25 protein-coding genes, 1 tRNA gene and 2 pseudogenes are annotated in these 23,777 nt (G+C 40.9%); 14 read left to right on the top strand and 14 right to left on the bottom strand.

The window, feature by feature from the left end; all coding sequences use genetic code 11:
- Window positions 1-87: 87 nt before the first annotated feature.
- Both nadC and C511_RS0105595 read right to left on the bottom strand, forming a co-directional pair.
- Entirely contained in the window at window positions 88-927 is an 840-nt protein-coding gene (nadC, locus tag C511_RS0105600) for a carboxylating nicotinate-nucleotide diphosphorylase (RefSeq protein WP_024996190.1), read from the bottom strand.
- Window positions 920-1,312, bottom strand: a complete 393-nt coding sequence (locus C511_RS0105595) for a DUF4783 domain-containing protein (protein ID WP_024996191.1) — start codon at window positions 1,310-1,312, stop codon at window positions 920-922. The genes nadC and C511_RS0105595 overlap by 8 nt, the downstream gene beginning before the upstream one ends.
- A 111-nt stretch (window positions 1,313-1,423) precedes the next feature.
- Here C511_RS0105595 and rlmH point away from each other — a divergent pair, with 111 nt between their 5' ends.
- Complete coding sequence (gene rlmH, locus C511_RS0105590; RefSeq protein WP_024996192.1) at window positions 1,424-1,897, top strand: 23S rRNA (pseudouridine(1915)-N(3))-methyltransferase RlmH; 474 nt, start codon at window positions 1,424-1,426, stop codon at window positions 1,895-1,897.
- 3 nt (window positions 1,898-1,900) lie between these two features.
- Here rlmH and queF read toward each other — a convergent pair whose 3' ends face one another.
- From queF to C511_RS0105570, 4 genes are all read right to left on the bottom strand, one after another.
- Window positions 1,901-2,365: a preQ(1) synthase gene (queF, locus tag C511_RS0105585; protein ID WP_027317912.1), complete on the bottom strand. Its 465-nt coding sequence runs from the start codon at window positions 2,363-2,365 to the stop codon at window positions 1,901-1,903.
- A gap of 1 nt (window position 2,366) precedes the next feature.
- Complete coding sequence (gene queC, locus C511_RS0105580) at window positions 2,367-3,029, bottom strand: 7-cyano-7-deazaguanine synthase QueC (RefSeq protein WP_024996194.1); 663 nt, start codon at window positions 3,027-3,029, stop codon at window positions 2,367-2,369.
- Entirely contained in the window at window positions 3,026-3,706 is a 681-nt protein-coding gene (locus C511_RS0105575) for a queuosine precursor transporter (protein ID WP_024996195.1), read from the bottom strand. The genes queC and C511_RS0105575 overlap by 4 nt, the downstream gene beginning before the upstream one ends.
- 254 nt (window positions 3,707-3,960) lie before the next feature.
- Complete coding sequence (locus C511_RS0105570) at window positions 3,961-5,301, bottom strand: OmpP1/FadL family transporter (protein WP_024996196.1); 1,341 nt, start codon at window positions 5,299-5,301, stop codon at window positions 3,961-3,963.
- A 282-nt stretch (window positions 5,302-5,583) separates the two neighbouring features.
- On the opposite strand from C511_RS0105570, the gene C511_RS0105565 reads away from it, so the two are divergent.
- Genes C511_RS0105565 through C511_RS0105540 form a run of 6 tightly spaced genes read left to right on the top strand, consistent with a single transcriptional unit; the run spans window position 5,584 to window position 10,323 of the window.
- Window positions 5,584-6,585, top strand: a complete 1,002-nt coding sequence (locus tag C511_RS0105565) for a 2-hydroxyacid dehydrogenase (protein ID WP_024996197.1) — start codon at window positions 5,584-5,586, stop codon at window positions 6,583-6,585.
- A gap of 4 nt (window positions 6,586-6,589) precedes the next feature.
- On the top strand, window positions 6,590-7,294 hold the full coding sequence (locus tag C511_RS0105560; RefSeq protein WP_027317911.1) for a pirin family protein: 705 nt from the start codon (window positions 6,590-6,592) through the stop codon (window positions 7,292-7,294).
- A gap of 11 nt (window positions 7,295-7,305) precedes the next feature.
- Window positions 7,306-7,953, top strand: a complete 648-nt coding sequence (gene pdxH, locus C511_RS0105555; protein WP_024996198.1) for a pyridoxamine 5'-phosphate oxidase — start codon at window positions 7,306-7,308, stop codon at window positions 7,951-7,953.
- Between the two features lie 12 nt (window positions 7,954-7,965).
- Window positions 7,966-8,697, top strand: a complete 732-nt coding sequence (locus C511_RS0105550) for an MBL fold metallo-hydrolase (RefSeq protein ID WP_024996199.1) — start codon at window positions 7,966-7,968, stop codon at window positions 8,695-8,697.
- 8 nt (window positions 8,698-8,705) lie between these two features.
- Window positions 8,706-9,926 (top strand): DUF4468 domain-containing protein, encoded by a 1,221-nt coding sequence (locus C511_RS0105545; protein ID WP_024996200.1) that lies wholly within the window; start codon window positions 8,706-8,708, stop codon window positions 9,924-9,926.
- A 19-nt stretch (window positions 9,927-9,945) separates the two neighbouring features.
- Window positions 9,946-10,323 carry a VOC family protein gene (locus tag C511_RS0105540; protein WP_024996201.1) on the top strand — a complete coding sequence of 126 codons (378 nt, stop codon included), beginning with the start codon at window positions 9,946-9,948 and terminating at the stop codon, window positions 10,321-10,323.
- Window positions 10,324-10,387: 64 nt separating this feature from the next.
- On the opposite strand, the gene C511_RS0105535 is transcribed toward C511_RS0105540, so the two are convergent.
- Window positions 10,388-10,576, bottom strand: a complete 189-nt coding sequence (locus C511_RS0105535) for a hypothetical protein (protein WP_027317910.1) — start codon at window positions 10,574-10,576, stop codon at window positions 10,388-10,390.
- A 101-nt stretch (window positions 10,577-10,677) separates the two neighbouring features.
- Here C511_RS0105535 and C511_RS0105530 point away from each other — a divergent pair, with 101 nt between their 5' ends.
- Window positions 10,678-11,406 (top strand): class I SAM-dependent methyltransferase, encoded by a 729-nt coding sequence (locus C511_RS0105530; RefSeq protein ID WP_024996202.1) that lies wholly within the window; start codon window positions 10,678-10,680, stop codon window positions 11,404-11,406.
- Here the strand turns inward: C511_RS0105530 and C511_RS0105525 are convergent.
- Complete coding sequence (locus C511_RS0105525; protein ID WP_024996203.1) at window positions 11,399-11,959, bottom strand: TlpA family protein disulfide reductase; 561 nt, start codon at window positions 11,957-11,959, stop codon at window positions 11,399-11,401. The two genes, C511_RS0105530 and C511_RS0105525, sit on opposite strands and share 8 nt — an antisense overlap.
- A gap of 130 nt (window positions 11,960-12,089) precedes the next feature.
- Here C511_RS0105525 and C511_RS0105520 point away from each other — a divergent pair.
- Window positions 12,090-12,163, top strand: a tRNA-Thr gene (locus tag C511_RS0105520).
- A 67-nt stretch (window positions 12,164-12,230) separates the two neighbouring features.
- Here the strand turns inward: C511_RS0105520 and C511_RS0105515 are convergent.
- Window positions 12,231-14,543, bottom strand: coding sequence for a TonB-dependent receptor (locus C511_RS0105515; RefSeq protein ID WP_024996204.1), 2,313 nt, complete (start codon window positions 14,541-14,543; stop codon window positions 12,231-12,233).
- 1,466 nt (window positions 14,544-16,009) lie between these two features.
- Window positions 16,010-16,117 (bottom strand): annotated as a pseudogene (locus tag C511_RS17810) (IS982 family transposase); the annotation flags it as partial.
- Between C511_RS17810 and C511_RS18540 the strand changes: the two are divergent.
- The 5 genes from C511_RS18540 to C511_RS0105485 all read left to right on the top strand — a co-directional run bounded on the left by C511_RS18540 (window position 16,067) and on the right by C511_RS0105485 (window position 20,288).
- Window positions 16,067-16,318 (top strand): cupin domain-containing protein, encoded by a 252-nt coding sequence (locus C511_RS18540; protein ID WP_024996206.1) that lies wholly within the window; start codon window positions 16,067-16,069, stop codon window positions 16,316-16,318. The pseudogene C511_RS17810 and the gene C511_RS18540 overlap by 51 nt on opposite strands.
- 75 nt (window positions 16,319-16,393) lie before the next feature.
- On the top strand, window positions 16,394-16,939 hold the full coding sequence (locus C511_RS0105500; protein WP_024996207.1) for a D-glycero-alpha-D-manno-heptose-1,7-bisphosphate 7-phosphatase: 546 nt from the start codon (window positions 16,394-16,396) through the stop codon (window positions 16,937-16,939).
- The gene (locus C511_RS0105495) at window positions 16,936-18,891 is read left to right on the top strand and encodes a DUF4914 family protein (RefSeq protein ID WP_024996208.1); all 1,956 of its coding nucleotides are present in this window, start codon (window positions 16,936-16,938) and stop codon (window positions 18,889-18,891) included. The genes C511_RS0105500 and C511_RS0105495 overlap by 4 nt, the downstream gene beginning before the upstream one ends.
- Window positions 18,860-19,336 carry an AIR carboxylase family protein gene (locus tag C511_RS0105490; protein WP_024996209.1) on the top strand — a complete coding sequence of 159 codons (477 nt, stop codon included), beginning with the start codon at window positions 18,860-18,862 and terminating at the stop codon, window positions 19,334-19,336. Before C511_RS0105495 ends, C511_RS0105490 begins: the two co-directional genes overlap by 32 nt.
- Window positions 19,326-20,288, top strand: a complete 963-nt coding sequence (locus C511_RS0105485; RefSeq protein WP_024996210.1) for an L-threonylcarbamoyladenylate synthase — start codon at window positions 19,326-19,328, stop codon at window positions 20,286-20,288. Before C511_RS0105490 ends, C511_RS0105485 begins: the two co-directional genes overlap by 11 nt.
- A 275-nt stretch (window positions 20,289-20,563) precedes the next feature.
- Here the strand turns inward: C511_RS0105485 and C511_RS16275 are convergent, their stop codons facing one another.
- The 4 genes and pseudogenes from C511_RS16275 to C511_RS16270 all read right to left on the bottom strand — a co-directional run.
- Window positions 20,564-21,601, bottom strand: a complete 1,038-nt coding sequence (locus C511_RS16275) for a reverse transcriptase domain-containing protein (protein ID WP_226992466.1) — start codon at window positions 21,599-21,601, stop codon at window positions 20,564-20,566.
- 12 nt (window positions 21,602-21,613) lie between these two features.
- Window positions 21,614-22,390, bottom strand: coding sequence for a transposase (locus C511_RS17450; RefSeq protein ID WP_154657481.1), 777 nt, complete (start codon window positions 22,388-22,390; stop codon window positions 21,614-21,616).
- A gap of 77 nt (window positions 22,391-22,467) precedes the next feature.
- A complete protein-coding gene (locus C511_RS0105470) occupies window positions 22,468-23,334 on the bottom strand; it encodes an ISL3 family transposase (RefSeq protein ID WP_027317905.1) in 867 nt (288 codons plus the stop codon).
- A gap of 151 nt (window positions 23,335-23,485) precedes the next feature.
- Window positions 23,486-23,777 (bottom strand): annotated as a pseudogene (locus C511_RS16270) (transposase); the annotation flags it as partial.

Genomic DNA, 23,777 nt, shown 5'->3' with positions numbered 1-23,777 from the left:
TTGCCTAACGTTATGTTTGCGCCGTTTGCAAGTTAGACGCAGTAAACGAAAGAATGCTGCAAACAAAAATATTAAAGAATATTAAAATCAACAAGCCTTGAAACTCATATCAAGACCTTTCACCGAGTGGGTCAACGCCCCAACCGATATATAATCCACCCCGCACAATGCGTAGTCGCGCAGTGTATCAAAAGTAATACCTCCCGAAGACTCCGTTTCATACTTACCAGCAATCAACTCTACCGCTTTGCGTGTGTTTTCGGGCGTGAAATTATCAAGCATGATTCGGTCAACTCCACCAATGGCAAGCACTTGATTTAATTCATCAAAGTTACGGACTTCAATTTCAATCTTCAGGTCTTTTCCTTTTTCCTTGCAATAGTTTTGTGCTCGCTGAATGGCTTTATCAATACCACCGGCAAAGTCAACATGATTATCTTTTAGAAGAATCATATCAAAGAGTCCAATACGGTGATTCACTCCACCACCTATCTTGACTGCCGCTTTCTCGAGCATACGCATGCCCGGAGTCGTTTTACGAGTATCGAGAACGCGCGTTTTCGTCCCTTCAAGCTGTTTCACGTAACGACGTGTCATGGTGGCAATACCACTCATGCGCTGCATCACGTTTAGCATCAATCTTTCCGTTTGTAAAAGAGACTGCACCCTGCCTTCCACAATCATGGCAACATCACCGGGTTTAACCTCCGTTCCATCATTTATAAATACTTCCACTTTCATCTCCGAATCAAAACGATGAAATATTTCTTTGGCAATCTCAATTCCGGCCAATACTCCTGCCTCTTTAATCAGCAGTTTTGATTTCCCCATAGCTGTGTCAGGAATACACGAAAGCGTTGTATGATCGCCATCGCCTATATCCTCGGCAAAAGCCAGATCAATCAGTCTGTCTATCAACTCATTCATTGGTTTTGTCTATTCTTATTTGATAAATTAAAAATCTATTGTCTACTCGTTTGAAAAAGCAATTCACACGGAAGCTGCCATTATCTGTAGTAAGCGTTCCGATGACAAAGCCCGACTCATCTCGTCGACCCTGGTGGTTCACGCTGAAACCAATCACCTTGTTTTTTGAGAAAAAATCAGCCATCATAGTTTGTGCAGTCTGATTATTCACGTCAGATGAACGATTCTGAATAATCAAGTTGACTTTACTTCCAAGGTAGTTGCTTAATTCTTGTGAATTCCCTTTTTTAAAAGCTATTGATAATCCGGCCGGTATATCCTGTGCCAGTGAAACCGACACAAAAAGAAATAAGGCACTCATCCATAAAAACACTCTTTTTCTCATAAACAAAAGCATTAAAAGATAAGCAAAGGTAAGCATTTATATAAGAAAACAACAAAAAAGCATTATTTTTGTCGGTTCAAAGGGCACATCAATCAATCCCTGACAGAGAAAATGAAAACAATATTATTAGTAGTAGGACGCACCGTTGAGCAACATTACATAACAGCCATCAACGATTACATCGAACGAACCAAACGTTATATTTCGTTTGATATGGAAGTTATACCTGAGCTTAAAAACACGAAAAGCCTTACGGAAGAGCAACAAAAAGAGAAAGAAGGCGAATTGATTTGCAAATTCCTTCAGTCGGGAGATGTTGTGGTGCTGCTCGATGAGAACGGCAAAGAGTTTCGCTCGGTTGAATTTGCTTCATGGATGGAGAAAAAGATGGCTAACGTAAACAAGCGTCTCATCTTCATCATTGGAGGTCCTTACGGATTTTCACCGAAAGTATATCAAACTGCCCATGAAAAGATTTCTATGTCAAAAATGACATTCTCTCATCAAATGATCAGACTAATCTTCACTGAGCAGCTTTACAGAGCCATGAACATACTTCACGGAGGTCCTTACCACCATGAATAACGACTATCCGTTCAAATCGTGATGCATCATGCGGAAACGTGCCATCTCTTCGTAAGATGTACCCGGACGGCCATAATTAGCAAAAGGATAAATAGATATACCTCCCCGCGGGGTAAAAATGCCTGTTACCTCAATATATTTGGGATTCATCAGTTGTATGAGATCTTTCATAATGATATTCACACAATCTTCATGAAAGGCTCCGTGATTGCGGAAGCTAAAAAGATAAAGTTTTAAGCTTTTGCTCTCAACCATTTTCACATCGGGCAGATAAGCAATGCGTATCTCCGCGAAATCGGGCTGACCGGTAATAGGACACAAACTCGTAAATTCGGGACAATTAAATCTTACCCAATAATCATTTCCGGGATGTTTATTATCAAAAGCCTCCAAAACGTCGGGAGCATAGTCCTGTTTATACTCCGTGTGCCTTCCCAACAAAGAGAGTTGATCTTTTAGTTCCGCCATATTATTTTTTTGTTTTTAAATATTCATCCAGCCCTTGCCCACGAAGTTTGCACGCCGGGCAATGACCGCACCCATCTGCAGGTACTCCGTTATAACAAGTCAATGTTTCATTACGAACTACATCAAGCACTCCCAGCTCATCTGCCAAAGCCCATGTTTGAGCTTTGTTTATCCACATCAGTGGGGTATGCAATATAAACTGTTCATCCATGGCCAGATTCAGTGTCACATTCAACGACTTGATAAACGAATCCCGGCAATCCGGATAGCCGCTATAATCCGTCTGAGAAACTCCGGTAACAATGTCACGTACTCCTCTTTCTCGGGCAAAAACCGCAGCAATGCTTAAAAAGAAAAGGTTTCGGCCCGGCACAAATGTATTAGGGAAAGAATCTGCCGGCTTCTCTTCGTCCATCAACAAAGACGTATCCGTCAAGGAATTACGTCCCAGCTGACTGATAAAAGAAACATCCATCACATGAAACTCCACTCCTGCCCTTGCGGCAATACCTTTTGCCAATTCCACTTCGTGCACGTGTTTTTGTCCGTAAACGAAGCTCAGCGCATATACCGTTTCAAATTGTTTTTTCGCCCAAAACAGGCAAGTTGTGGAATCTTGTCCGCCACTGAACAAAACTACCGCCGCATCTTCTACATCCGTCATACCTCTTTGACTTTAAGGATGTTGTACGAAATGTTTTCGTCATACACATCACTGCCATCAACCTTCTTGATGTATTTAACAACACGGATAGTAACCGGCAGTACCAATACCTCATACAGAGACTTCAATACAATTTGCACACCCATCATCAAAACCAGTTCATTCCAAGGAATTATTCCAGCAAAAGCAATGGGAAAGAAAATAATAGAATCACCCGTCTCGCCCACAACCGTTGACCAAATAGCCCGTGCCGAGAAGTTCTTTCCCTTACTGGCTATTTTCATTTTACTCATCACATAAGCATTTAGAAAAGAGCCAACCAAGAAAGCCGACAAGCTGGCTACTACGATGCGAGGAGCCATACCAAAGACAAAGTTAAAAGACTCTTCACCCTCCCAGAAAGGAGCTGCGGGGAGTGCAACTGCTACTTGCCCTAAAGCAACAACAAAGAAGTTCATGACAAAGCCACTCCAAATAATCAGTCGAGCTTTTTTAAAACCCCATACTTCAGCAATGCAATCATTAATAATGTAAGAGATGGGAAAAACAATCAGGCCGGCAGTTACAGTTATACCAAAAACCTGAATAACTTTGGTTTCAAGAAGATTAGCCGCAATAAGGCACACATTAAATAAAATGCCAAGCAGCATGAAAGGCACAGAAACTTTACTGTTCATAAATCTTGTTTTTTACGTGGTATTCAAGCACACGACCGCAAACTTCCCGTTTCAGTATCTTTCACTGAAAGCATGCGGTGCCACAAATTATTAACTCTATGCAAAGAGTAAATGCTATTGCATACTCTTTTGCGGTGCAAAGGTAAACATATTATTTAAATTAACCGATTTGATAACCCATAAAAAAAAGTTCGGCTGCACACAACACCCTTTGTGGCAGCCGAACATTGCTGTTAAACAGCAAGAGAGAAAACCTAAAATTTATAGTCTACACCCAACCCGAATACTTTGTTAGTACGTGAATAAACATCAGTTCCTCCTAATGGAAGTCCGTTGTAATTATCCATTTTCTTTGTGTAGTCGCTGTAGGTGGTCCAAAAATAAGCCACGTTTAGTTTTAGTTTTGATGAAAGTTTAATTCCGGCACCGAAACCTAATGAATAAGAGTCACAAGAAAAACTTGTATCGCTCTGAAAACCGTCAGCCAAAGCGTAATCAGTACGTTGATAACCACCGCTAATGCTAACGCGATCATGCACGTCCCATTCAATACCCATTAAGTACTCATTGGTACCACCCTTTAAAGCCTCTTGTTTGTCACCGGCCATACCTGCCTGCTTGTCATCGAAGAAATGATATTCCACAGAAGCGCGAAGAGTAGGAAGAATTTCATAACCTACGGCCGCTGTCAGCAAAGCCGGAATGTCATTTGGCGTATTAACTCCATTCTTATAAGCAGCCAATGCACCATCAGGATCGCTGTTCTTCTTTGTCTGGTTTTCAATGTTCAGACTTGTCATAAACTCATATTTCAATCCCATGTTCCATTTGCCAAGCTTCACGTCAGCACCGATAATAGGAGTCAGCCCCCATCCGGTTTGATCCAGATCAAGTTCCAGACTATACAGTGTTGGATTGGAAACATACCCCTTATACTGATCCTTTATATTCGCAGTAAGATAGCCGGTATATCCGCCCGAGAAGTAGTTCATACGACCACCGCCAAACACAGACAACCAATCATTTACTTTATACGTAATACCAAATTGCGCTGCATAAATAAACTGACGACCTTCCATAGCGGAAGCAATTGTATATAGATCTGTTGCAGCATTGGCACCTGTCGCAGCCACCAACGGTTGTAACTGCTGAGCCATTCCGGCCATTACCTTCGAATCAAACATCGGCAAACCTGTATCAAAAGAGGCCTTTCCTCCTCCTCCACCTACAGCAAAACTACCAGAAAACACCCAATTTCCGTTTTTATAAGCTGCCTGCACACTGGGTATGAACGGAGCGGATGCCGTACCTTTATAGTTGCGTGTATGTCCTTCTTCCGGGAACAAAGGGAAAGTGGCATCAATTACACGTGTCTGGTAAGCACTCTGACCATTCAAAGAAAGGTAAAGGCCATCCGTTGGCAGAAATCCCAGACCGGCCGGGTTATAATATACACCGTCGATATCAACAGAAGCCCCACGGGCTATCATACGAAGAAAACTAACATGCTGATTTGTATTTGTCAGGAGACCTCCTGCAAAAGTTGAAACTGAAACGATCAGCGACAAGGCGCTCATCAGAAATACTTTTCTCATTAAGTTCGCTATTTAAGTTAATCAGGGCGCAAAGATAGCACAAAATTGCACACCTCAAATATATTTGTGCATATTATTTCTCTAAACGGCAAAATTAATTAAAGAAACAAACTGTTCGCAATGAAACTAACCGCTCAGAATCAGTGCCATCCTGTTTTCAAAAGCTGTTATCTTTTAATAACTCGGCAAGAGCTTTTTAGTCTTTTTAGAAACAATTCTGGCTAACGGAACGTTAACTTATATTAGAACAAAATACCAAACAACAATAAAACAATTATAATCATGGCTTTTAATATCGCTTTTTTCGGTACGCAACCTTATGACGAATCATCATTCAAACACAAGAATGCTGAATTTGGCTTTGAACTGAAGTTTTTCAAAGGGCATCTGAACATGAACAATGTTATTCTGACTCAGGGGGTTGACGTGGTATGTATTTTTGTGAATGACATTGCCGACGCACAAGTGATTCGTGCCATGGCTGCCAATGGTGTCAAACTGATTGCCTTGCGCTGTGCCGGATACAACAACGTAGATCTTAACGCTGCTCAAGAGAACGGAATTAAAGTGGTGCGCGTGCCCGCTTATTCTCCTTACGCCGTAGCCGAACATACCGTGGCACTCATGTTAGCCCTCAACAGAAGAATTCCCCGGGCAACCTGGCGCACACGCGACGGCAATTTTTCTCTGAACGGATTGCTGGGATTCGATATGCACGGCAAAACGGCGGGAATTATCGGCACCGGTAAAATAGCCAAGATATTAATTCAAATTCTAAAGGGATTCGGTATGAATATTCTGGCATACGATTTATATCCTGACAACAACTTTGCACGAGAACACCAGGTGGTTTACACTTCACTGGATGAATTATACCACAGTTCCGACATCATTTCTCTGCACTGTCCGCTTACGGAACAAACCAAATATCTCATCAATGACTATTCCATCAGTAAGATGAAAGACGGGGTGATGATTATCAACACTGGGCGCGGACAGCTCATTCATACCAACGCATTGATTGAAGGATTAAAAAACAAAAAAATAGGTTCAGCCGGACTAGATGTATACGAAGAAGAAGGCGACTATTTTTATGAAGATAAGTCGGATCGCATCATTGATGATGATGTATTGGCTCGCCTGTTATCATTCAACAACGTAATCGTTACATCGCATCAGGCATTCTTCACGCACGAAGCGCTTGAAAATATAGCTAGCACTACGTTGCAAAATATTAAAGATTTTGCCGAGAACAAATCTTTGGCAAACGAAGTAAAAGTATAAACGTATGAAAACAATTATAGACAGGAGTAACAAACGGGGCCATTCACTTTACGAATGGCTCGATAGTTATCATAGCTTTAGCTTTGGCAACTATTACAATCCCGAGAAAATGGGATTTGGTGCGCTGCGGGTATTGAATGATGACATCATTGCCCCCGAAACGGGCTTTGATACTCATCCCCACAAAAACATGGAGATTGTAACCATTCCTCTGAAAGGAGAGTTGAAACATGGCGACAGTAAAATGAACGAGCGGATCATTACCCCCGGAGATATTCAGGTTATGAGTGCCGGAACAGGTATATATCACAGCGAGAGTAATCCTCATGGTTCCGTTAATGCGGAGATTCTTCAGATATGGATATTGCCGCACACCCGCAATACCGAACCCAATTATAATGATTACAACATACGCGAGCTGCTCAAACCCAATGAACTGACTACCCTTGTTGCCCCCGACGGCAGTGCCCCGGGCACACTTTTACAGCAAGCATGGTTCTCCATGGGGACATTTGATGCCGGACAAGACTTCAGCTATTCATTGCACAATAAACAGAACGGTATTTATGTGTTCGTTATTGAAGGTGAAGCACAAATAGAGAATACCACGCTGAACCGCAGAGATGCCATGGGAATATATGATGTCGATCAAGTGAAGATTGCTTCTAAAAAGAAAAGTCATCTTCTGGTTATTGAAGTTCCACTCTAAAAGACAGAACAATGAAGATCAATCTGGCGAACATCCGTCAAGAATATGCAAAAGGAGGATTAAAGGTCAGCGACATGCCCGATAATCCTCTTCCTTTATTTGAAAAATGGCTCAATGAAGCCATTGAAGCCCAAACAGCAGAACCTACTGCTGTGCTGGTAGGAACCGTATCGCCGGAGGGTACTCCTTCTACCCGCACTGTTTTGTTGAAAGCTCTGCGCGAAGGCAAATTTGTATTTTACACCAACTACGAAAGTCGTAAAGGAACTCATTTGGCCAACAATCCGCACATTTCTCTTTCCTTTGTGTGGCATGAACTCGAACGCCAGGTGCATGTAGAAGGAATAGCCTCTAAAGTGAGTGCGCAAGAATCTGATGCTTATTTTCAAACACGGCCCTACAAAAGTCGCATCGGTGCTCGCATCTCTCCGCAAAGTCGCCCCATAGCCAATCGCATGGAAATTATGCGTAAATTTGTAGCCGAAGCAGCCCGCTGGTTGGGAAAAGAAGTTGAACGCCCCTCCAACTGGGGCGGTTACGAGGTAGAGCCGCTCCGCATTGAGTTTTGGCAGGGACGCCCCAGCAGACTGCACGATCGTTTTCTTTATACCTTTTCGGCTCAGGACAACAGTTGGAAACTAGAACGGCTTGCGCCATAAAACTTATAAGAAATGAAACTTACCTATATTTATCACAGTGGCTTCGCCATTGAAGCCGAAGAAGTAACCATTATCATTGATTACTACCAAGACTCGTCGGAAACACACCCCGATCAGGGAGTGGTGCACGACTACCTGCTACAGCGTCCGGGGAAAATCTATGTATTGTCAACCCACTTCCATGCCGACCATTTTAATCGCGACATACTGGCTTGGAAAGAAAAACGGCCCGACATCATTTACCTTTTTTCGAGAGACATATTGGCACAAAAAAAGGCCTCGAAAGCAGAGGGCAACTACATCCGCAAATCGCAAGTTTACAAAGACGACCAACTGCGAATAGAGGCTTTCGGCTCAACCGACGCCGGCATATCTTATCTCATCGATGTGCAAGGAATGCGTATTTTTCATGCCGGCGACCTGAACAATTGGCACTGGAGTGAAGAATCGACTGAAAAAGAAGTACGTAAAGCCGAAGGCGATTTTCTGGCAGAAGTCAAGCTTTTGCAGGCCAAAGCCCCTGCTATTGATGTTGTTATGTTTCCCGTTGACTCTAGATTGGGAAAAGATTATTTTAGAGGAGCCACACAGTTCGTAGAACGAATAAAAACTTCTATATTTGTGCCCATGCACTTTGGTGAAGATTATAAAGGCGGGAATGCCTTTGCAGAAACTGCCGGTAAGCACGGTTGTCGTTTTATAACCATCACACAGCGCGGAGAAACATTCGACATCAATAAATAAATACCAATATGAATCGATTAACACACCTGCTGGTCATTACACTACTGCTTTGTATACCCGTATTAACGTATGCACAAGATGATAATGACGATGAAAAAGAAAACCCGAGTAAATACCTGGTTGGCGCTGTTCCTGAGAAAGACGGCAAAGTAGTTTTCTCTCAAGAGATGTTATTGCCCGGTCTCTCTAAAGATCAGGTTTACGACCAAATGCTTTCGTGGATGGAAAAGCGTTTGAAAAAGAATAAAAACAAAAGTCGCGTAGTATATGCCGACAAAAGCAAAGGTATGATAGCCGGTACAGGTGAAGAGTATATTGTTTTTAAATCAACTTCCCTTTCACTTGATCGTACCCTAGTAAACTACCAGCTTACTGCCACCTGCGAAACCGGCAAATGCCTGCTGGAAATAGAAAAGATACGTTACGTATATCAGGAGAAAGAAAAGTTCACAGCCGAAGAATGGATTACCGATCAAAATGCGTTGAACAAAGACAAGAGCAAACTGGTACGCGGGTTATCAAAGTTCCGCATTAAAACAGTTGATTTTGCCGATGCTCTGTTAACCAACGCGCAAACGGCCATGGGTGCTGCACCGACAGTTGCACAAACAGCAGCTCCCGCAGCAACAGCAGCAGCCGTACAGGTTGCAACCGCAAAGCCCGATGTCAGTTCTATTCCGGCAGTAACGACGAACACCCCTGCTGCATCGGGAACCACAAGCCTCAACGGTTACAAAGCCATAGCGCCCGATAAGATACCCGGAAACATCATAAAGATGCTTTCCGAGGACTGGATGCTTATCACTGCAGGCAATAACAGCCAGTTCAACATGATGACAGCCAGCTGGGGCGGACTGGGCTTCCTTTATGAGAAACCGGTTACTTACTGTTTCATCAACCCCACCCGCTACACCTATCAGCTGATGGAAAAGAATGACACGTACACCCTTTCTTTCTATACGGAAGCATATCGCAATGCCTTGCAATACTGTGGTAGTAACTCCGGTAAAGATACAGACAAGGTAAAAGGCGCCGGACTCACGCCAATCACCACTCCACTGGGAAGTAAAGCATTCTCAGAGGCATGGTTAATCATTGAATGCCGCAAATTAGTATCTCAATCGCTCACCCCCGAAGCAATCAACAACAATGAGTTGCAGCAAAAATGGATGGGTAAGCAATTACATAAAATGTACATTGGTGAAATCATCAATGTATGGGTTAAATAACTAGCAATATTTACGAATAATGGAAATTAAAAGCAGATTCGACCACTTTAACATCAACGTGACTGATTTGGAACGCAGCATAGCCTTTTACGAAAAGGCGCTGGGTTTGAAAGAACACCGCCGCAAAGAAGCGAAAGATGGCTCATTTATATTGGTTTACCTAACCGACAGCACCACAGGTTTCCTGTTGGAACTTACTTGGTTGCGTGACCATACACAGCCTTACGAACTGGGCGAAAACGAAAGCCATTTGTGCTTCCGCACCGAAGGTGATTACGATGAAGTACGCCAGTTTCACAAAGAGATGAACTGCGTTTGTTACGAAAACCATGACATGGGGCTTTATTTTATCAATGACCCCGACGGTTATTGGATTGAAATCTTACCGGTAAAGTAAAGACGCAACCGGCAGATAAAAAAAAGAGGCAGCTTTATCGAAATAAAAGTTGCCTCTTTTTATATTACTTTTTATGCCGGTTGGCACGCTTAGTTCTAATTTCGGCCTTCATTTTAGCAGCTCCCGAGCCGTGAAGCCCACGAATATAAGTCGCCTTTTTGGCCTTAGTCTTTACTTTGGGCTTGTTCTCATTGGAAGATTCCTTCTTTCCTTTGAAAACCAAACCACCTACTATTACATCTTCGATGCCCATACTTTTCTTCACTTAAGTTATTGAGGCAACAAAGATAAGCATTTTTTGCTTACCCGCATATAAATCTCTATCTTTGCCGCAAATAACCAGATTATATCAACATGAATTTTTCTTTGCCATCTGCTGATAAGGACCCCATGGGTGCTGCCATAGCCGACTATTACAACCTGCATAAAGCGGGACGTCTGCGTGTTTTTTCTTCTCTTTTTGATGAAGATGAAATACCGGTAAAGGATTTGTTTCGCGGACTGAAACAGATGCCTGTCATAGAACAAACGGCATTGCAAATGGCCGAAGGCAAAATATTGGATGTAGGAGCAGGCAGCGGTTGCCACTCACTCGCCTTGCAAGAGATGAACAAAGAGGTATGTGCCATTGACATATCGGCCTTATCTGTTGAAGTGATGAAAAAGAGAGGCGTAAAAGATGCCCGCCTGGTTAATCTTTTCGACGCAACCTTTCACGAACAGTTTGACACCATCTTATTATTGATGAACGGATCGGGTATCATCGGTAAAATAGAAAACCTCCCTATCTTTTTTCAGACAATGAAAAGACTGCTTCGCCCGGGCGGTTGCATTCTGATGGATTCCAGTGACCTCCGCTATCTTTTTGAGGAAGAAGACGGCAGTTACGTCATTGATCTGGCCGGCGATTATTACGGTGAAATAGACTTCCAGATGCAATACAAGGACATCAAGGGTGATACGTTCGACTGGTTGTACATCGACTTTCAGACACTAAGTCTGTACGCCTCCGAATTTGGCTTTCAAACAGAATTGATCAAAGAAGGAAAACATTACGATTACTTGGCCAAGCTGACTATTTAGTCAGCATGGCATCAATGTGAGCAACCAGCGAAGCAAACTCCTCTTCGTTATACAAGCGAGTCAGTTTCACAATGCGTCCGTCGCGGTCAATCAGTACGTTGCGCGTAATGCCCGATTCCCTCAAAGCATATTTAGCAAAAATATCCGCACCGGGATCCAGTCCTAACGGATAAGTAACACCTACCGCCTTTCCAAATGCAATAACCTTATCAAGCGGTTCGTCACGGTCGATGCCTATCAATACAAAACGATCGTTCGCTTGATGTTTCTGCCATATATCCTTTTCAATAAAAGGCATCTCTTTACGACACACCCCGCACCAACTGGCAGTAAACTGTAACATGACCACCTTGCCACGCAAAGAAGAAAGAGTAACCTGCTTCCCATCGGTCAGCGTCACCGTAAAATCGGGAGCCTCATCACCTACCCTAACAATATACCCGGTACTGTCGGCTTTTGCCTCAACACCTTGCTGATTCTTCTGCTGACCCGACACACAACCCAGGGCAGAAAGCAGAAAAAAGCCACAAATAAAAAATAATTTTGTTCTCATTGATATATCTAACTAATTGATTTGCAAATGTAAGCAAAGAAAACAGCAGATCAAATAGCTAACCTGTGGTATATGCACTATTGCAAGATCAAAAAATAGTTTGTACCTTCGCACCCGCAAAACAGAAAACGCCTCTTTAGCTCAGTTGGCCAGAGCACGTGATTTGTAATCTCGGGGTCGTTGGTTCGAATCCGACAAGAGGCTCATAAAAAAACTCTTCAATCAAAAATGGTTGAAGAGTTTTTTGTTGTTAACTGTTGCCTGAAACAATTTATTTACCTGCATCTAATACTCCCGAGTCCTTATCCTCGTTATTCAATCTTTTCTCTACAGAGCTAAACTTACGGCCAAAATTAAAGTTATAAGAGACTGAGAACACCATCATTCTTGAAAGATTTCCGATGTAAATACGTTCTTTGGAAGGAGCCAAGGCACTGTAGTTATCGTCTCCACCTTTCCAAGTCTTTGTAAACGGATTCAGCGTCATCATACCCAACGTCAGACTCTTGTGGCGATAGTTCATGCCAATGGAATGGAAATTCTCATTGCGACTCATTGTTTCGCCATAAAAATTGTTGCGCCCTTTCTTGATATTGCCATATAAAGACCAATCTTTATACGTAGCATTGATAGTTCCGTTGTAATACCAGTTGGTATACGTGTGGTGATAGTTCAGTCCCCTGCTGTCAAAATGAGCCATACCTCCGCTAAACTTCATGGTGAGCAGATCCTTAAAAGGCTTCACCGAGATAGAAACCTCCGTATTCAACCGTTGCCAGCTCTTTTGATTCTCCATGCTGCGAACAAACTTCCCATTTTCCAGCGTAGTACTTTCCATGATGGGATTATCAGAATACCTGTGCCCCACATACACACCACCGTTAAAGATGCCTTTACTCATTTCATAATTCAACGAATGCGCATACACCATGTAAGGTTTCAGCTGACTATTTCCGCGACGAATCTGCATGGAGTCAACTATTTGCTCCACATTCTCAAGATCAGAAAGAGACGGAGAAGAGCTATACAAATTGGCAGTATACTTGATAGACGACTTGTCGGTCAGGTTATACTTCAAACTAATGGTGGGGCGTAACGTATAGTCCTGATACCCGTTACCCTGAGCACTCATCCAAGAACGTGTTCCGCCTATTCCCAACGAATAATTGAAACGTTTTACCTTTCCTTTAAACTCAGCATACAAGTATGTCTCCGCTTGCTTCATCGTACTCTCCGCATTGGTTGAACCGGTATACGTATTGTCCGTATAGCTTTGCGTATGCTTTATTCCCGCACTGAGGCTGCCACTTTTAAAACCTTTCTCATAGATACCCTCACCAATCACCGAATACTTATTACCATCTATGTCAGAAAGCAATTCGGTTAAAGTTTCATTGCCCGTCATTTCGGAATAATATCTTTTCTTGTCCGTGTCAATGTACGTTCCCACCAAATTGAACATTAAAAATTGCTGATTCTTGAGATTTGACTGAAAATACAAGTCCACAGAAGGAATGTGCGTTTCGGATGACGATTTCTCGATCATGTTCATTGCTTCGTTTGAGCGATGAAGCCAATACAGCTTACTGGTATGATTTTCGCGGGGAACGTCATTGATCTGATTGCGGACAGTTGCATTAAAAAACCATTTATCAGGTTCCTGATAACTATAATTCAAATGCATGTATTGCCAGTTCATCTTCCACCAGTCGGGTGATCCCTCCTCGATGCGATTCAACACTCGGCCGTCGGCCATGTGAAACTCCTCCGAATTATTTCGGTACATCTCGTCAATGCCACGGTAACTGCCGCTGTAGAATACGCCAAATTCAGATTTGTTGTGATTCAGTTTGGCATTAAAATTATTGTCGCCGAAAGGAAACTGAAAAGAGTTTCTCAGGTCGGCAGATACATATCCCCCACTGTTGCGACGACGCACAATGTAATCAATCACCGCTTCGGCGTTTTGGTACCGCGCTCCCGGTTCTTCATAATGTTCAATGCGGACAATGTCTTCCGGACGGATCGATTTAATCTCTTCCACACTAGCCTTCACGCCGTTGATGCGAAGTTGCACTTCGCCACCACCTGCACCCGACACCGCATTGCGTAACAAGTCAATGTCGATGCGATTCAAATTAAGCCGTTGCAGCAAATCAAATCCGTTGGTCGATGATTTAAGTTGAGAGGCACTGGGAAGTACCACCTTGCGATCAACTTTATTAATCACGTTGGCACCCGTTACCACCACCTCATTTAAAGCGATTGAAGTACTGTCAATCTCAATACGCCCCAAATCAATATTTTTGGTAAAGTCTTTCAGTTCCAGTGTTCTGGTTTCGTATCCCAGACAAGAAATTTGTAATTTATAGGCTCCTCTGCGAAGGTTATTCATATTAAAACGACCTTTATCATCGGTAATACCCCCCGTCACAAAAACCGAGTCGTTATTTCTGAGAACCACATTGGCAAATTCAACAGGTTGTTTGGATGATGACATGATCAATCCCTTTAATTGCAGTGCCTGGCCCAACACACATTGACATGCGAATACGGTGACAAGCAAACTTAGTATCTTTTTCATTAAAATCAGGCTATTCCAGTTAATACTCTATTTTTATTTTTGTGCGCGCTACAAATGTTAGACGTAACAAGCCCGCGGGAAGTTGCACGCAAATAAAAAAAACCTGATTTTTGTGATAACAGTTACCTCAGAACGTTTTAATAAAGACTTACTATTTCCGTCTTATTCATCAGATAAAGTTCAGGAAAAACAGTTTTCAGCTCCTCTTTTTTTTCGTTTTTCCTCATAAAAAGTATGAAATAAAGTATCACCAAGTATCACCAACCTTGCAACGGATTGATTATCAGTTTTTTATGTGTGACACTTGGCTAAAAAAAAGCCTCACCAAGTATCACCAAGTATCACCAACATTTTTGGTGATTTTTCCTTATATAATATAGCTTTTTATTATTTTTGTATAAGGCTTTTCGTTGGTTCCTTTATGTATTTATTTTGCGGATTGGCTATTTTCGTTACATTCGAAACACCACGGTTTGTGCCCTAATAATAACCTGATAAAAGAACCACAATGATTTGGAATTGACAGTATAATGTATTATCTTTGTACTTATAAGCTTATAGTATATTCAAATTATTATAGGCGCAAAGGCAGGAGTTCGTACTCTTGCCTTTTTTTATGTCTTGCCGGCTTGTGATTGCATTAACACGGTGTCTCGCGCCGGTTTGCACGGTAGCAAAAGGTTCCTGAGCAACCGTGTTACGGTCATAAGACGGTTTATCATGACCCAAAAGACGGTTTACGATTTAAAATTGCTGGTTATCTTTTTGAAAAAGTTGGTTATGTTTTTCAAAAAGTTGGTTATGTTTTACCAAAGTCTTGCTGCTCCTTGTTGCTTCCCTGTTTACCCGTTAATAATATATAAATCTGCTCTTGACAAGATTCGTCTGATTCATGATCTCAAGGGGTGAATTTGTAAAATTAGTTCTACTCGTTTAAATATATAATAATAAGAAGGATATTTAATATGATTTAGAAATTCAAGATTCCCCTCACAAAGGTTCGTTTGGTCTATTTTTAGGAGCTCTGTTTTTATAACTTATGGTAGATGAATGGTGGCTGTTGTTCAAAGCATTTGGATAAAAAACTATGTTAATTTCGGGTGATACAGTGGAAAGTATTAGCAAAAAAACATATATTTGTAACAATGAATCACCCCTTTAAGAGTAGCCCTTGGCGAAAATGAAAGTATTCGCTGCTTATGTTTATTAGAAATTGCTATATAATGAAAAATACAATAATCTAAGGTTTCGTTTCACTCAGCCTTATAAAAAACAACGAAGTCAAGATTATTACTTTTTACACAAATCTTTTTCTTATCCGAGCTTCAACTTTTAGTTACAGGAACTTATCGGTTTTGCTTTCAGAATAAAATGCTGGAGATTTAAGAATAAAATAAAAACGAGAAAACTAAATGTCTCAGCAGTTAAACTGCTATAATCGTATTTTTAAAAACCCGTTGGCGGAATTAAATTAGTGCATATTTAATTTGTCCAATGGGTTTGTTATTAATCTTGTTTATATATTGAAGGATTGTAAGTGCACTAATTTTCCCCGTAATTCTGGTAAACAATCCTTTTCAATTGTTATATACACCTTTGGTCAGATATTCTCTTATGTACTTTCAGGCGAAGTGCGGTTTGATTTGGACGGAAAAAGTTTTGTTCTTAAGCCCGGTGATAATATCTACTTTAATGCTAAATCTCAGTTTAATGCCATTAATTACTTCGATGGTGTAAGCGAAATTATTTGGGTGCAATCTCCTCCATCTTATTAATCCAAAAATAAAATTAAGTAGCACTTTATTTATTAAGTAAAAAGTATTATCTTTGCCAATGAAATAATTGAAGCAATGGCTAAGCATCCTGCGGTTTTTTTAGACAGAGACGGAACATTGATTGATGATGTAGGTTATATTAAACATTCATCTGAAGTAAGCTTTTATTCGTTTACTTTTGAAGCATTATCATTATTACTGGAGCATTTTTTATTGTTCATTATTACTAACCAATCAGGTATAGCCAAAGGAATTACCACAGAAAAGGAGGTTTCAGAGGTAAACAAACACATCATAAAAAAATTGAAAGAGCAGGATATAGTTATTTCTGATACTTTTTGTTGTCCGCATAATACAGAGGATAATTGTGAATGTAAGAAACCCAGAACGTATTTTATTGACAAGGCTAACCTATTGTACAATATTGATTTAAGTCGTTCTTTTATTATTGGCGACCATCCTTCAGACATTCAGTGTGGATTAAATGCCGGAATTACACCAATTTATTTGTTAACCGGTCATGGTAAAAAACATCAGAATGAAATAAACAAAGAGACTGTTATTTGTTCTAATCTTTTAGAAGCTTCAAAGCATATAATTTTAAAAAATAATCAGATATGAGTAATTTATTGACTGTTTTAAATGGGAAAAATATTATTGTTCCTGAAAACATTGCTAAGTTGTTAACTGAATGCAAGAGTTTTAAAGTGTTCAATACATCCGAAGAATTGGCAGATGCAGCCACCAACGGCAAAGAAAATGTACAATATGAAGTGCAATACGATGTACCAGGGAAAGGAAATTATACAGAGGCAATTGTACAGCGTGTTAAAAATGGAATTTCGGCTAATTATACCGAAGCATACATGCGCCGTAGAGACCCTGATACCATGGTTATTGCCGACAATAATCCAACAGATAAAAAGCGTTTTATTGATAAATACGGGTATGAATTTTCAGGTCTGCAAACCGAAACTTTCGATTGGCTGAAAAAACAAGACCTTGCGGTTTTCTTCTATTTTGCCGGAAGAGAAAATATTGGCTCTTTAGGTATTGCTATTGCTCCTGCCAATGCAGCATTCTTTGCATTGGGTTTGTCGATGTTGCAGGAAATGGTTGCGGTTGACGAATTAAAGATAGGTGCAAAACTGAAATCTGTAATATTTGTGGCTCCCATATTCAGGCATACCCATTTTAATGGGAAACAGGTGGTTGTCCATAACCGCACCGAATCAATTCACGAGCTATATTCCTATAATTTATATCCGGGGCCGAGTGCAAAAAAAGGTCTTTACGGTGTTATGCTGAACCATGCCGAAAAAGAAGACTGGATAATTGCGCATTGTTCGGCAGTTCAATCAATAAGCCCCTACGACAATTTAACCACATTCATGCACGAAGGTGCCAGTGGTGGAGGAAAAAGTGAAATGCACCAGCATATTCTGCGGGAATCTGACGGACGGGTACTATTAGGCCGTAATCTGGTAACCTCAGAAGATAGGTTTATTACAATTCCCCGTTTTTGTTCGTTCAACGCTGTGGCCGATGATATGGCTTTTTGTCATCCTTCGGTACAGAAAAAAGATGGAAAACTCCGTATTATAGATGCCGAAAACGCCTGGTTTGTTCGTGTCGATAGTGTTAAACAATATGGTGATGACCCAACTTTGGAAAAAACAACGATTAATCCATCTTCTCCGCTATTGTTTTTAAATATTGAAACTACTCCCGGGTCAACTGCTCTGATTTGGGATCATATACAGGATGAACCCGGAAAATCGTGCCCCAATCCAAGGGTTATTATACCCCGAAAAACGGTACCAAATGTTGTCAACAGACCTGTTTCGGTCGACATCAGGAGTTTCGGGATACGCACTCCTGTTTGCTCAAAAGAAAACCCTTCATACGGAATTATCGGGTTGTTTCATGTTTTACCCCCGGCATTGGCATGGTTGTGGCGTTTAGTTGCGCCACGGGGTCACAATAACCCAAGTATTGTGAGTTCGGGCGGTATGGAAAGCGAAGGTATTGGTTCTTATTGGCCTTTCGCTACCGGGAAACGAGTACCTCAAGCCAATATGATGCTCAAACAAATCATTGATACGCCCCGTACAACTTTCACCCTGGTTCCCAATCAAAACATTGGAGTTTGGCAGGTTGGTTTCAAACCGCAGCTTCTCATGCGTGAGTACCTGACACGAAGAGGTGCTGCCCAACTGAAGACCGATCAATATCAGGCCGCCCGCTGCCCGCTGTTAGGTTATGAGTTAAATTACCTTACCCTGGAAGGTTCAAAAATTCCTTCGCGATTTTTGAAAGTGTACAATCAACCTGAAGTTGGTTTCGAGGGTTACGATGCCGGCGCCGAAATGCTTCGTGATTTTTTCAGAACAGAATTACAAAAATACTTAAAGGAAGACTTATTACATACAGGCAAACGAATAATTGATGCTTGTTTGTCAAATGCAAGCATTGAGGAATACAATGAGATTATCCCAATGAGCTACCAATATGAGTATTCATTTAATAAAATAGAAGACTATGAGCAAAGTGGTGATAATAATGGGTTCTAAAGCCGACATTGAGTGGGCTAAGCAAATAAGCAACGTGCTGGAAAGTTTTGATATAAAAACAGTATCCAGAATAGCTTCGGCCCATAAAGTGCCATTAAAATGTTATAATCTGATAAAGGAATATGAAAAGGAAAATGTTGTTTTTATAACCATAGCCGGCATGAGTAATGCGTTAAGCGGCTTTACCGATGCTCAAACGTACTGTCCCGTTATCGCCTGTCCGCCCTATAGCGATAAATTTGGTGGAGCCGATTTGTATTCAAGTATCCGTATGCCATCGGGAGTTGCTCCTATGACCGTTTTAAGTCCCGAAAATGCAGCTCTGGCAGCTGCAAAAATACTGGGCATATCTAACCATGAAATTCAAAAACAAATTATTGATTTTCAGGACAAAAAGAGAAAAGAGTTGGAAGAAGCCGATAATAATCTGGTCAATGAAAAATAACAGCATTAGCCAGGCGGCTCAAATTATCAAAGATGGCGGGCTGGTGGCTTTTCCGACTGAAACAGTATATGGGTTAGGTGCAAATGCACTTAACCCTTTTGCTGTTGCTAAAATATTTGAATTAAAAGAGCGACCATCATTCGATCCATTGATTGTGCACATTGCTTCGTTCGAGGACCTTCACATTTTATCAACAGGTATATGTGAAAATGTAATGCGTTTAGCAAAGCATTTTTGGCCGGGACCTTTGACCATTGTGTTACCCAAATCATCGATTGTTCCGGATATTGTTACTTCCGGGCTCGACACAGTAGGCATTCGCATGCCCAATAATTCCATTGCCCTTGAATTAATAAAACAGTCGAATTGTCCGATAGCCGCACCAAGTGCAAATAAGTTCGGACAGCTTAGTCCGGTAAATGCACATCATGTAAAAAAACAATTACCCAATGTCGATTATGTGTTGGATGGAGGCAATACATCTGTGGGAATAGAATCAACAATTGTTTCGATTGAAGGCGATACCTGTCGCTTATTACGTCCGGGCTTTATTACATTGGAAGATATTGAAAATGCTCTTCCGGATATTTTTATTTTCAACAGTACCAGGCCTGAAAAATTAGTTTCTCCGGGCTTGCTGAAAAGCCACTATTCACCCAAAAAACCTCTTTATATTTTAAATGAGCCATTAAGGTATTTTCCCGAATTCTCCGGGCTGATTTTGCATAGAAATAATAATGCCGATTACACGGCCACGAAAGTTATATACACCTCTCAAACCTGCAATAAAATTGAAATTTCCGCCAATCTGTTTGCCTCACTTCATACAATGGAAGAAGATGAAAGTGTGAAAAGTATTTATATTGAACCTGTTGAAGAAAAAGGACTGGGAATCGCGATAATGGACAGGGTAAAAAAAGCTGCATATCAATATAATAATTCAACAAACTAAAGATTTATGTGGATACATACCAAAGAATCACAAGACAAAATAACATCTCAAAAAGCTTAAGCGTTTTTTTATAGAAGGTAACCTGCGTTTAATAAACAACTTTAAACCGATAGAAATCTGCTCAAACAAGTAAATCAAACTTCAGAAGGACAATTTCCGTTTGCAACAATTCTTAGTTGTATTGATTCCAGAACTTCGGCTGAATTAATCTTCGAACAAGGCTTGGGGGATATTTTAGCATACGGATTGCAGGTAATGTTTTGATTAAAGACAATTTAGGGAGCATGGATTAACATAGACTCGCACCCGCGTTGTTGCAGTCCTTCCACCGTGATGGTGGTTTTCAAAATAGGACTACAAGCTACTGCCCAGGTTCCCATACGGCTTCGGCTGTGACTGTAAGCGTGTTCAAGGTCAACGCCCAAACGCATCAGGTTTTTCCGTCGTCGTTCAGGTTTCTTCCATTGTTTCCAGATACAGCAGCGCAGTCGATTGCGTACCCAGCCGTCCACGTCTTTGAGTTTTCCCTGAATACTTGCCATACGGTAGTATTGAAGCCAGCCTTGCTGTACTTCTTTCAGCTTGATAATGCGCTCATCGAAAGTGGCGGGGGTGGTTTTTCGGGTAATGGCTTTGAGTTTCAGTTTCAGGTTTTTCCATCCTTTGTCGCTTACCACCAACTGGTATTTGCCTTTCTCCCCCTTTTTATAGGTAGGGACAAATGCAAAGCCTAACAGGGTGAAATTTACTGGTCGTCGTATGCCGCTTTTTTCCCTGTTAATAGGCAGGTGAAGCTTATTCTTTAAGAAGAGATAAATTTCGTTGCCTGTTTTTCGGGCTTGCCATTGACTTTTGCAGTAAATGCTGAAGTCATCAGCATAACGGACATACTTTAACCCTCGCCTTGCCAGTTCCTTGTCCAGTTCATCCAACATGATATTGGAGAGTATCGGACTTAGTGGACTGCCCTGTGGTACTCCTTTGCGGCGTTTGACTAATTTCCCGTTGATTAAAATCGGAGCTCTCAGCCATTTGCGGATAAGGCGTAAGGTAAGCGGGCATTTTACCCTGCGATACAGCAATTGAAGCAGAACGCAGTGGTCAACTTCATCGAAGAAGCTTTTCAGGTCAATATCTACAATGTCCTGATAACCGCTGTTGATGTAATCCAGTGCTTTGAGTACTGCTTGTTGGGCATTTTTGTTCGGACGGAAACCATAACTGTAATCCTCAAAATCCATTTCGAACCGGTTGCCCAGCACCTGCCCTACGGCTTGTTTGTTTATTTCACCCCAAAAGTGGTTCTTCGTCAAATTTGGTGCAGGTTATCCTAAGTTGGAAAGCACGACCTTTCGTCTTAACAGTTCAAATCCAGCCCTGCCATACATCTCTCTTTTCTTGTTTTTTAATCTGTTTACATGCCCCTCCACAACTCCATTACTCCAAGGGTATTTAATGGCGTTTTTTACTGCTTCCAAATCATGAATAATGCCATTTATAAAACTTTTAATCCTCCGTATTTGGGTCGACTTATACTTCTCGAGCCATTGGTCTAATCTAAGTTCATCTTTACTGTTCAAAACCTCTCTAAAAGTGTTGTATACCTCTCTCATGCTTTTTAATAACATAGAGGAGTTAATAATATCCTCTGCCAGTATGTGAGACTTGCTACACTCGCCTGTTTCCTTTGAAACACCCCATTCACTATTTGTTAAATGTATAGCAAGTCTGTTGGGTGACATTCCGCTAAATCGAGTTTCTTCATAAACTATCGGAGAGGTATTTAATGCTACTGGTAATCTTTTCTTATTCTGATATTCCGGGAAGTGCCTGTTGAACCACTGATAAAAAGATGTTTGATTACCCTTGAATCCCTGTTTTTTCAGAGACACAAATATATTTCTTACATTTAACCCCTGATTACAACACTCCTTAATCAGATCCATAAAATCTCCATAATTATTATAATAGATGGTTGCTCGTGGCAACAACTCTTCCATTTCAAAATAATATCTTACAGTATTACGGCTAATGTTTAAAGCCTTGGCAATTGCTCTTTGAGAGTAGTTGTTGTTTTTAAGCTCATGAATCCTGTTAAACAACTCCTGTTTTCTATGGTTAACACTATTGGTGTGTTTGTTATATTGTGAATCGCTGGTATTTTCGTTATCTCCACTACTTAAGCAGATGTTATTTTTTTGCTTTTATAAAGACTCTTCCTGTGAGCCAACCAACTATTTTTAATGGTTTTATACTCCATTCGTATTTCATGTGCTATGTGATCTCCCAGATTTTTCACTAAATGAAACCTGTCTGCTATTTGTGACGCCTTGGATGCCCCAGACTTTATAGCATTAGAGTAGCTGCTTGATCGATCCCTGGTTACATACAGTATGGAGTTATGTCTTATAAGCCAATCTGCAACCTCCTCCTTGTCTCTACTCTTTAGTAGTTCTACGGGACGGTGATTAATCGCATTTACAATAATAGTACCATACGATTTGCCTTTCCTGTATGCCCAGTCATCTATGCCTATGGTAGTTAGTTCCTGAAAATGGGGCATTTCTATAGACTTAACGATTCTAAGACAGGTAGAACTGCTCTGCTTTATTGATAGGAGCTCACTTATATACTCACCTTTACGAGAAGAGACCTCAATGAGCAGTTTTTGCAAAAAGTGACTTGTGCGATCTGTCAGTCGTGAGTGTTTCCGCGTTAAGGGCAGATGTTGCTCAGAGAAAACTGTTTGAGTGCAATTACTGTAACGGCATCTAAACTTTCTGACTTTCAGTATAATTTTAACAGCTCTGCCAACTACAGCTAGATCTGTTAATTTGCGCATATAGGATGAATGGACACTTTTACTCCTTTTACCGCAACAGATACATTTTGCTGTCTTGTCTTTAAGACGGGCAGATAGAAGAATCAAATTATCACTTATAACGGAATCATAGAATACAACACCTGGGATTCCAAAAATAGCTTGGAGCGAATGTTTGTTTATAAAAAAGTTATTATCTTTGGGTTGGCTAGTGTTGTCAATCATCTTTAAATCCTTTAGTGTCAGACCTTTAAAGATAATAAAAATAATTCTATTATACTAGCTTTTTGTTATTTATTTGCCTGTATATCAACACAATAAGTCAATTATACTGGTTGTTTAAGAACCGTTATTTTGCACCAAATTTGACGAAGAACCACAATCCTTCTGTTTGTTTTGCGTAATTTCTGATTATCATAAATTGATCGCATAATTGTGCAAAAAGCGTTTCAACCCTTTTCCTTGCTTTAGCAAATGGACTAAATACAGGTTTCCAATCTTTTTGATTCGACCGATATGGAACTTCCAACTTGATATTAGCTTTTTCAAATAAATCAAGTTGTATGGCTGCTCCAATATATCCACGATCACCGATGATGGTGCAATTCTGAAAGTTACACTTTACGTCTTTCAAATAATGAATGTCGTGAACACTCGCCTTTGTCAGG

The sequence above is a fragment of the Bacteroides graminisolvens DSM 19988 = JCM 15093 genome (assembly GCF_000428125.1).
Classification (GTDB): Bacteria; Bacteroidota; Bacteroidia; order Bacteroidales; family Bacteroidaceae; genus Bacteroides; species Bacteroides graminisolvens.
Note: the sequence above shows the minus strand (reverse complement) of the source record. Positions and strands in the feature narration are given on the sequence as shown.

Coding starts and splice junctions, on each gene's coding strand:
- nadC (WP_024996190.1), bottom strand. CDS start 927: ATGAATGAGTTGATAGACAGACTGATTGATCTGGCTTTTGCCGAGGAT.
- C511_RS0105595 (WP_024996191.1), bottom strand. CDS start 1,312: ATGAGAAAAAGAGTGTTTTTATGGATGAGTGCCTTATTTCTTTTTGTG.
- rlmH (WP_024996192.1), top strand. CDS start 1,424: ATGAAAACAATATTATTAGTAGTAGGACGCACCGTTGAGCAACATTAC.
- queF (WP_027317912.1), bottom strand. CDS start 2,365: ATGGCGGAACTAAAAGATCAACTCTCTTTGTTGGGAAGGCACACGGAG.
- queC (WP_024996194.1), bottom strand. CDS start 3,029: ATGACGGATGTAGAAGATGCGGCGGTAGTTTTGTTCAGTGGCGGACAA.
- C511_RS0105575 (WP_024996195.1), bottom strand. CDS start 3,706: ATGAACAGTAAAGTTTCTGTGCCTTTCATGCTGCTTGGCATTTTATTT.
- C511_RS0105570 (WP_024996196.1), bottom strand. CDS start 5,301: ATGAGAAAAGTATTTCTGATGAGCGCCTTGTCGCTGATCGTTTCAGTT.
- C511_RS0105565 (WP_024996197.1), top strand. CDS start 5,584: ATGGCTTTTAATATCGCTTTTTTCGGTACGCAACCTTATGACGAATCA.
- C511_RS0105560 (WP_027317911.1), top strand. CDS start 6,590: ATGAAAACAATTATAGACAGGAGTAACAAACGGGGCCATTCACTTTAC.
- pdxH (WP_024996198.1), top strand. CDS start 7,306: ATGAAGATCAATCTGGCGAACATCCGTCAAGAATATGCAAAAGGAGGA.
- C511_RS0105550 (WP_024996199.1), top strand. CDS start 7,966: ATGAAACTTACCTATATTTATCACAGTGGCTTCGCCATTGAAGCCGAA.
- C511_RS0105545 (WP_024996200.1), top strand. CDS start 8,706: ATGAATCGATTAACACACCTGCTGGTCATTACACTACTGCTTTGTATA.
- C511_RS0105540 (WP_024996201.1), top strand. CDS start 9,946: ATGGAAATTAAAAGCAGATTCGACCACTTTAACATCAACGTGACTGAT.
- C511_RS0105535 (WP_027317910.1), bottom strand. CDS start 10,576: ATGGGCATCGAAGATGTAATAGTAGGTGGTTTGGTTTTCAAAGGAAAG.
- C511_RS0105530 (WP_024996202.1), top strand. CDS start 10,678: ATGAATTTTTCTTTGCCATCTGCTGATAAGGACCCCATGGGTGCTGCC.
- C511_RS0105525 (WP_024996203.1), bottom strand. CDS start 11,959: ATGAGAACAAAATTATTTTTTATTTGTGGCTTTTTTCTGCTTTCTGCC.
- C511_RS0105515 (WP_024996204.1), bottom strand. CDS start 14,543: ATGAAAAAGATACTAAGTTTGCTTGTCACCGTATTCGCATGTCAATGT.
- C511_RS0105500 (WP_024996207.1), top strand. CDS start 16,394: ATGGCTAAGCATCCTGCGGTTTTTTTAGACAGAGACGGAACATTGATT.
- C511_RS0105495 (WP_024996208.1), top strand. CDS start 16,936: ATGAGTAATTTATTGACTGTTTTAAATGGGAAAAATATTATTGTTCCT.
- C511_RS0105490 (WP_024996209.1), top strand. CDS start 18,860: ATGAGCAAAGTGGTGATAATAATGGGTTCTAAAGCCGACATTGAGTGG.
- C511_RS0105485 (WP_024996210.1), top strand. CDS start 19,326: ATGAAAAATAACAGCATTAGCCAGGCGGCTCAAATTATCAAAGATGGC.
- C511_RS0105470 (WP_027317905.1), bottom strand. CDS start 23,334: ATGATTGACAACACTAGCCAACCCAAAGATAATAACTTTTTTATAAAC.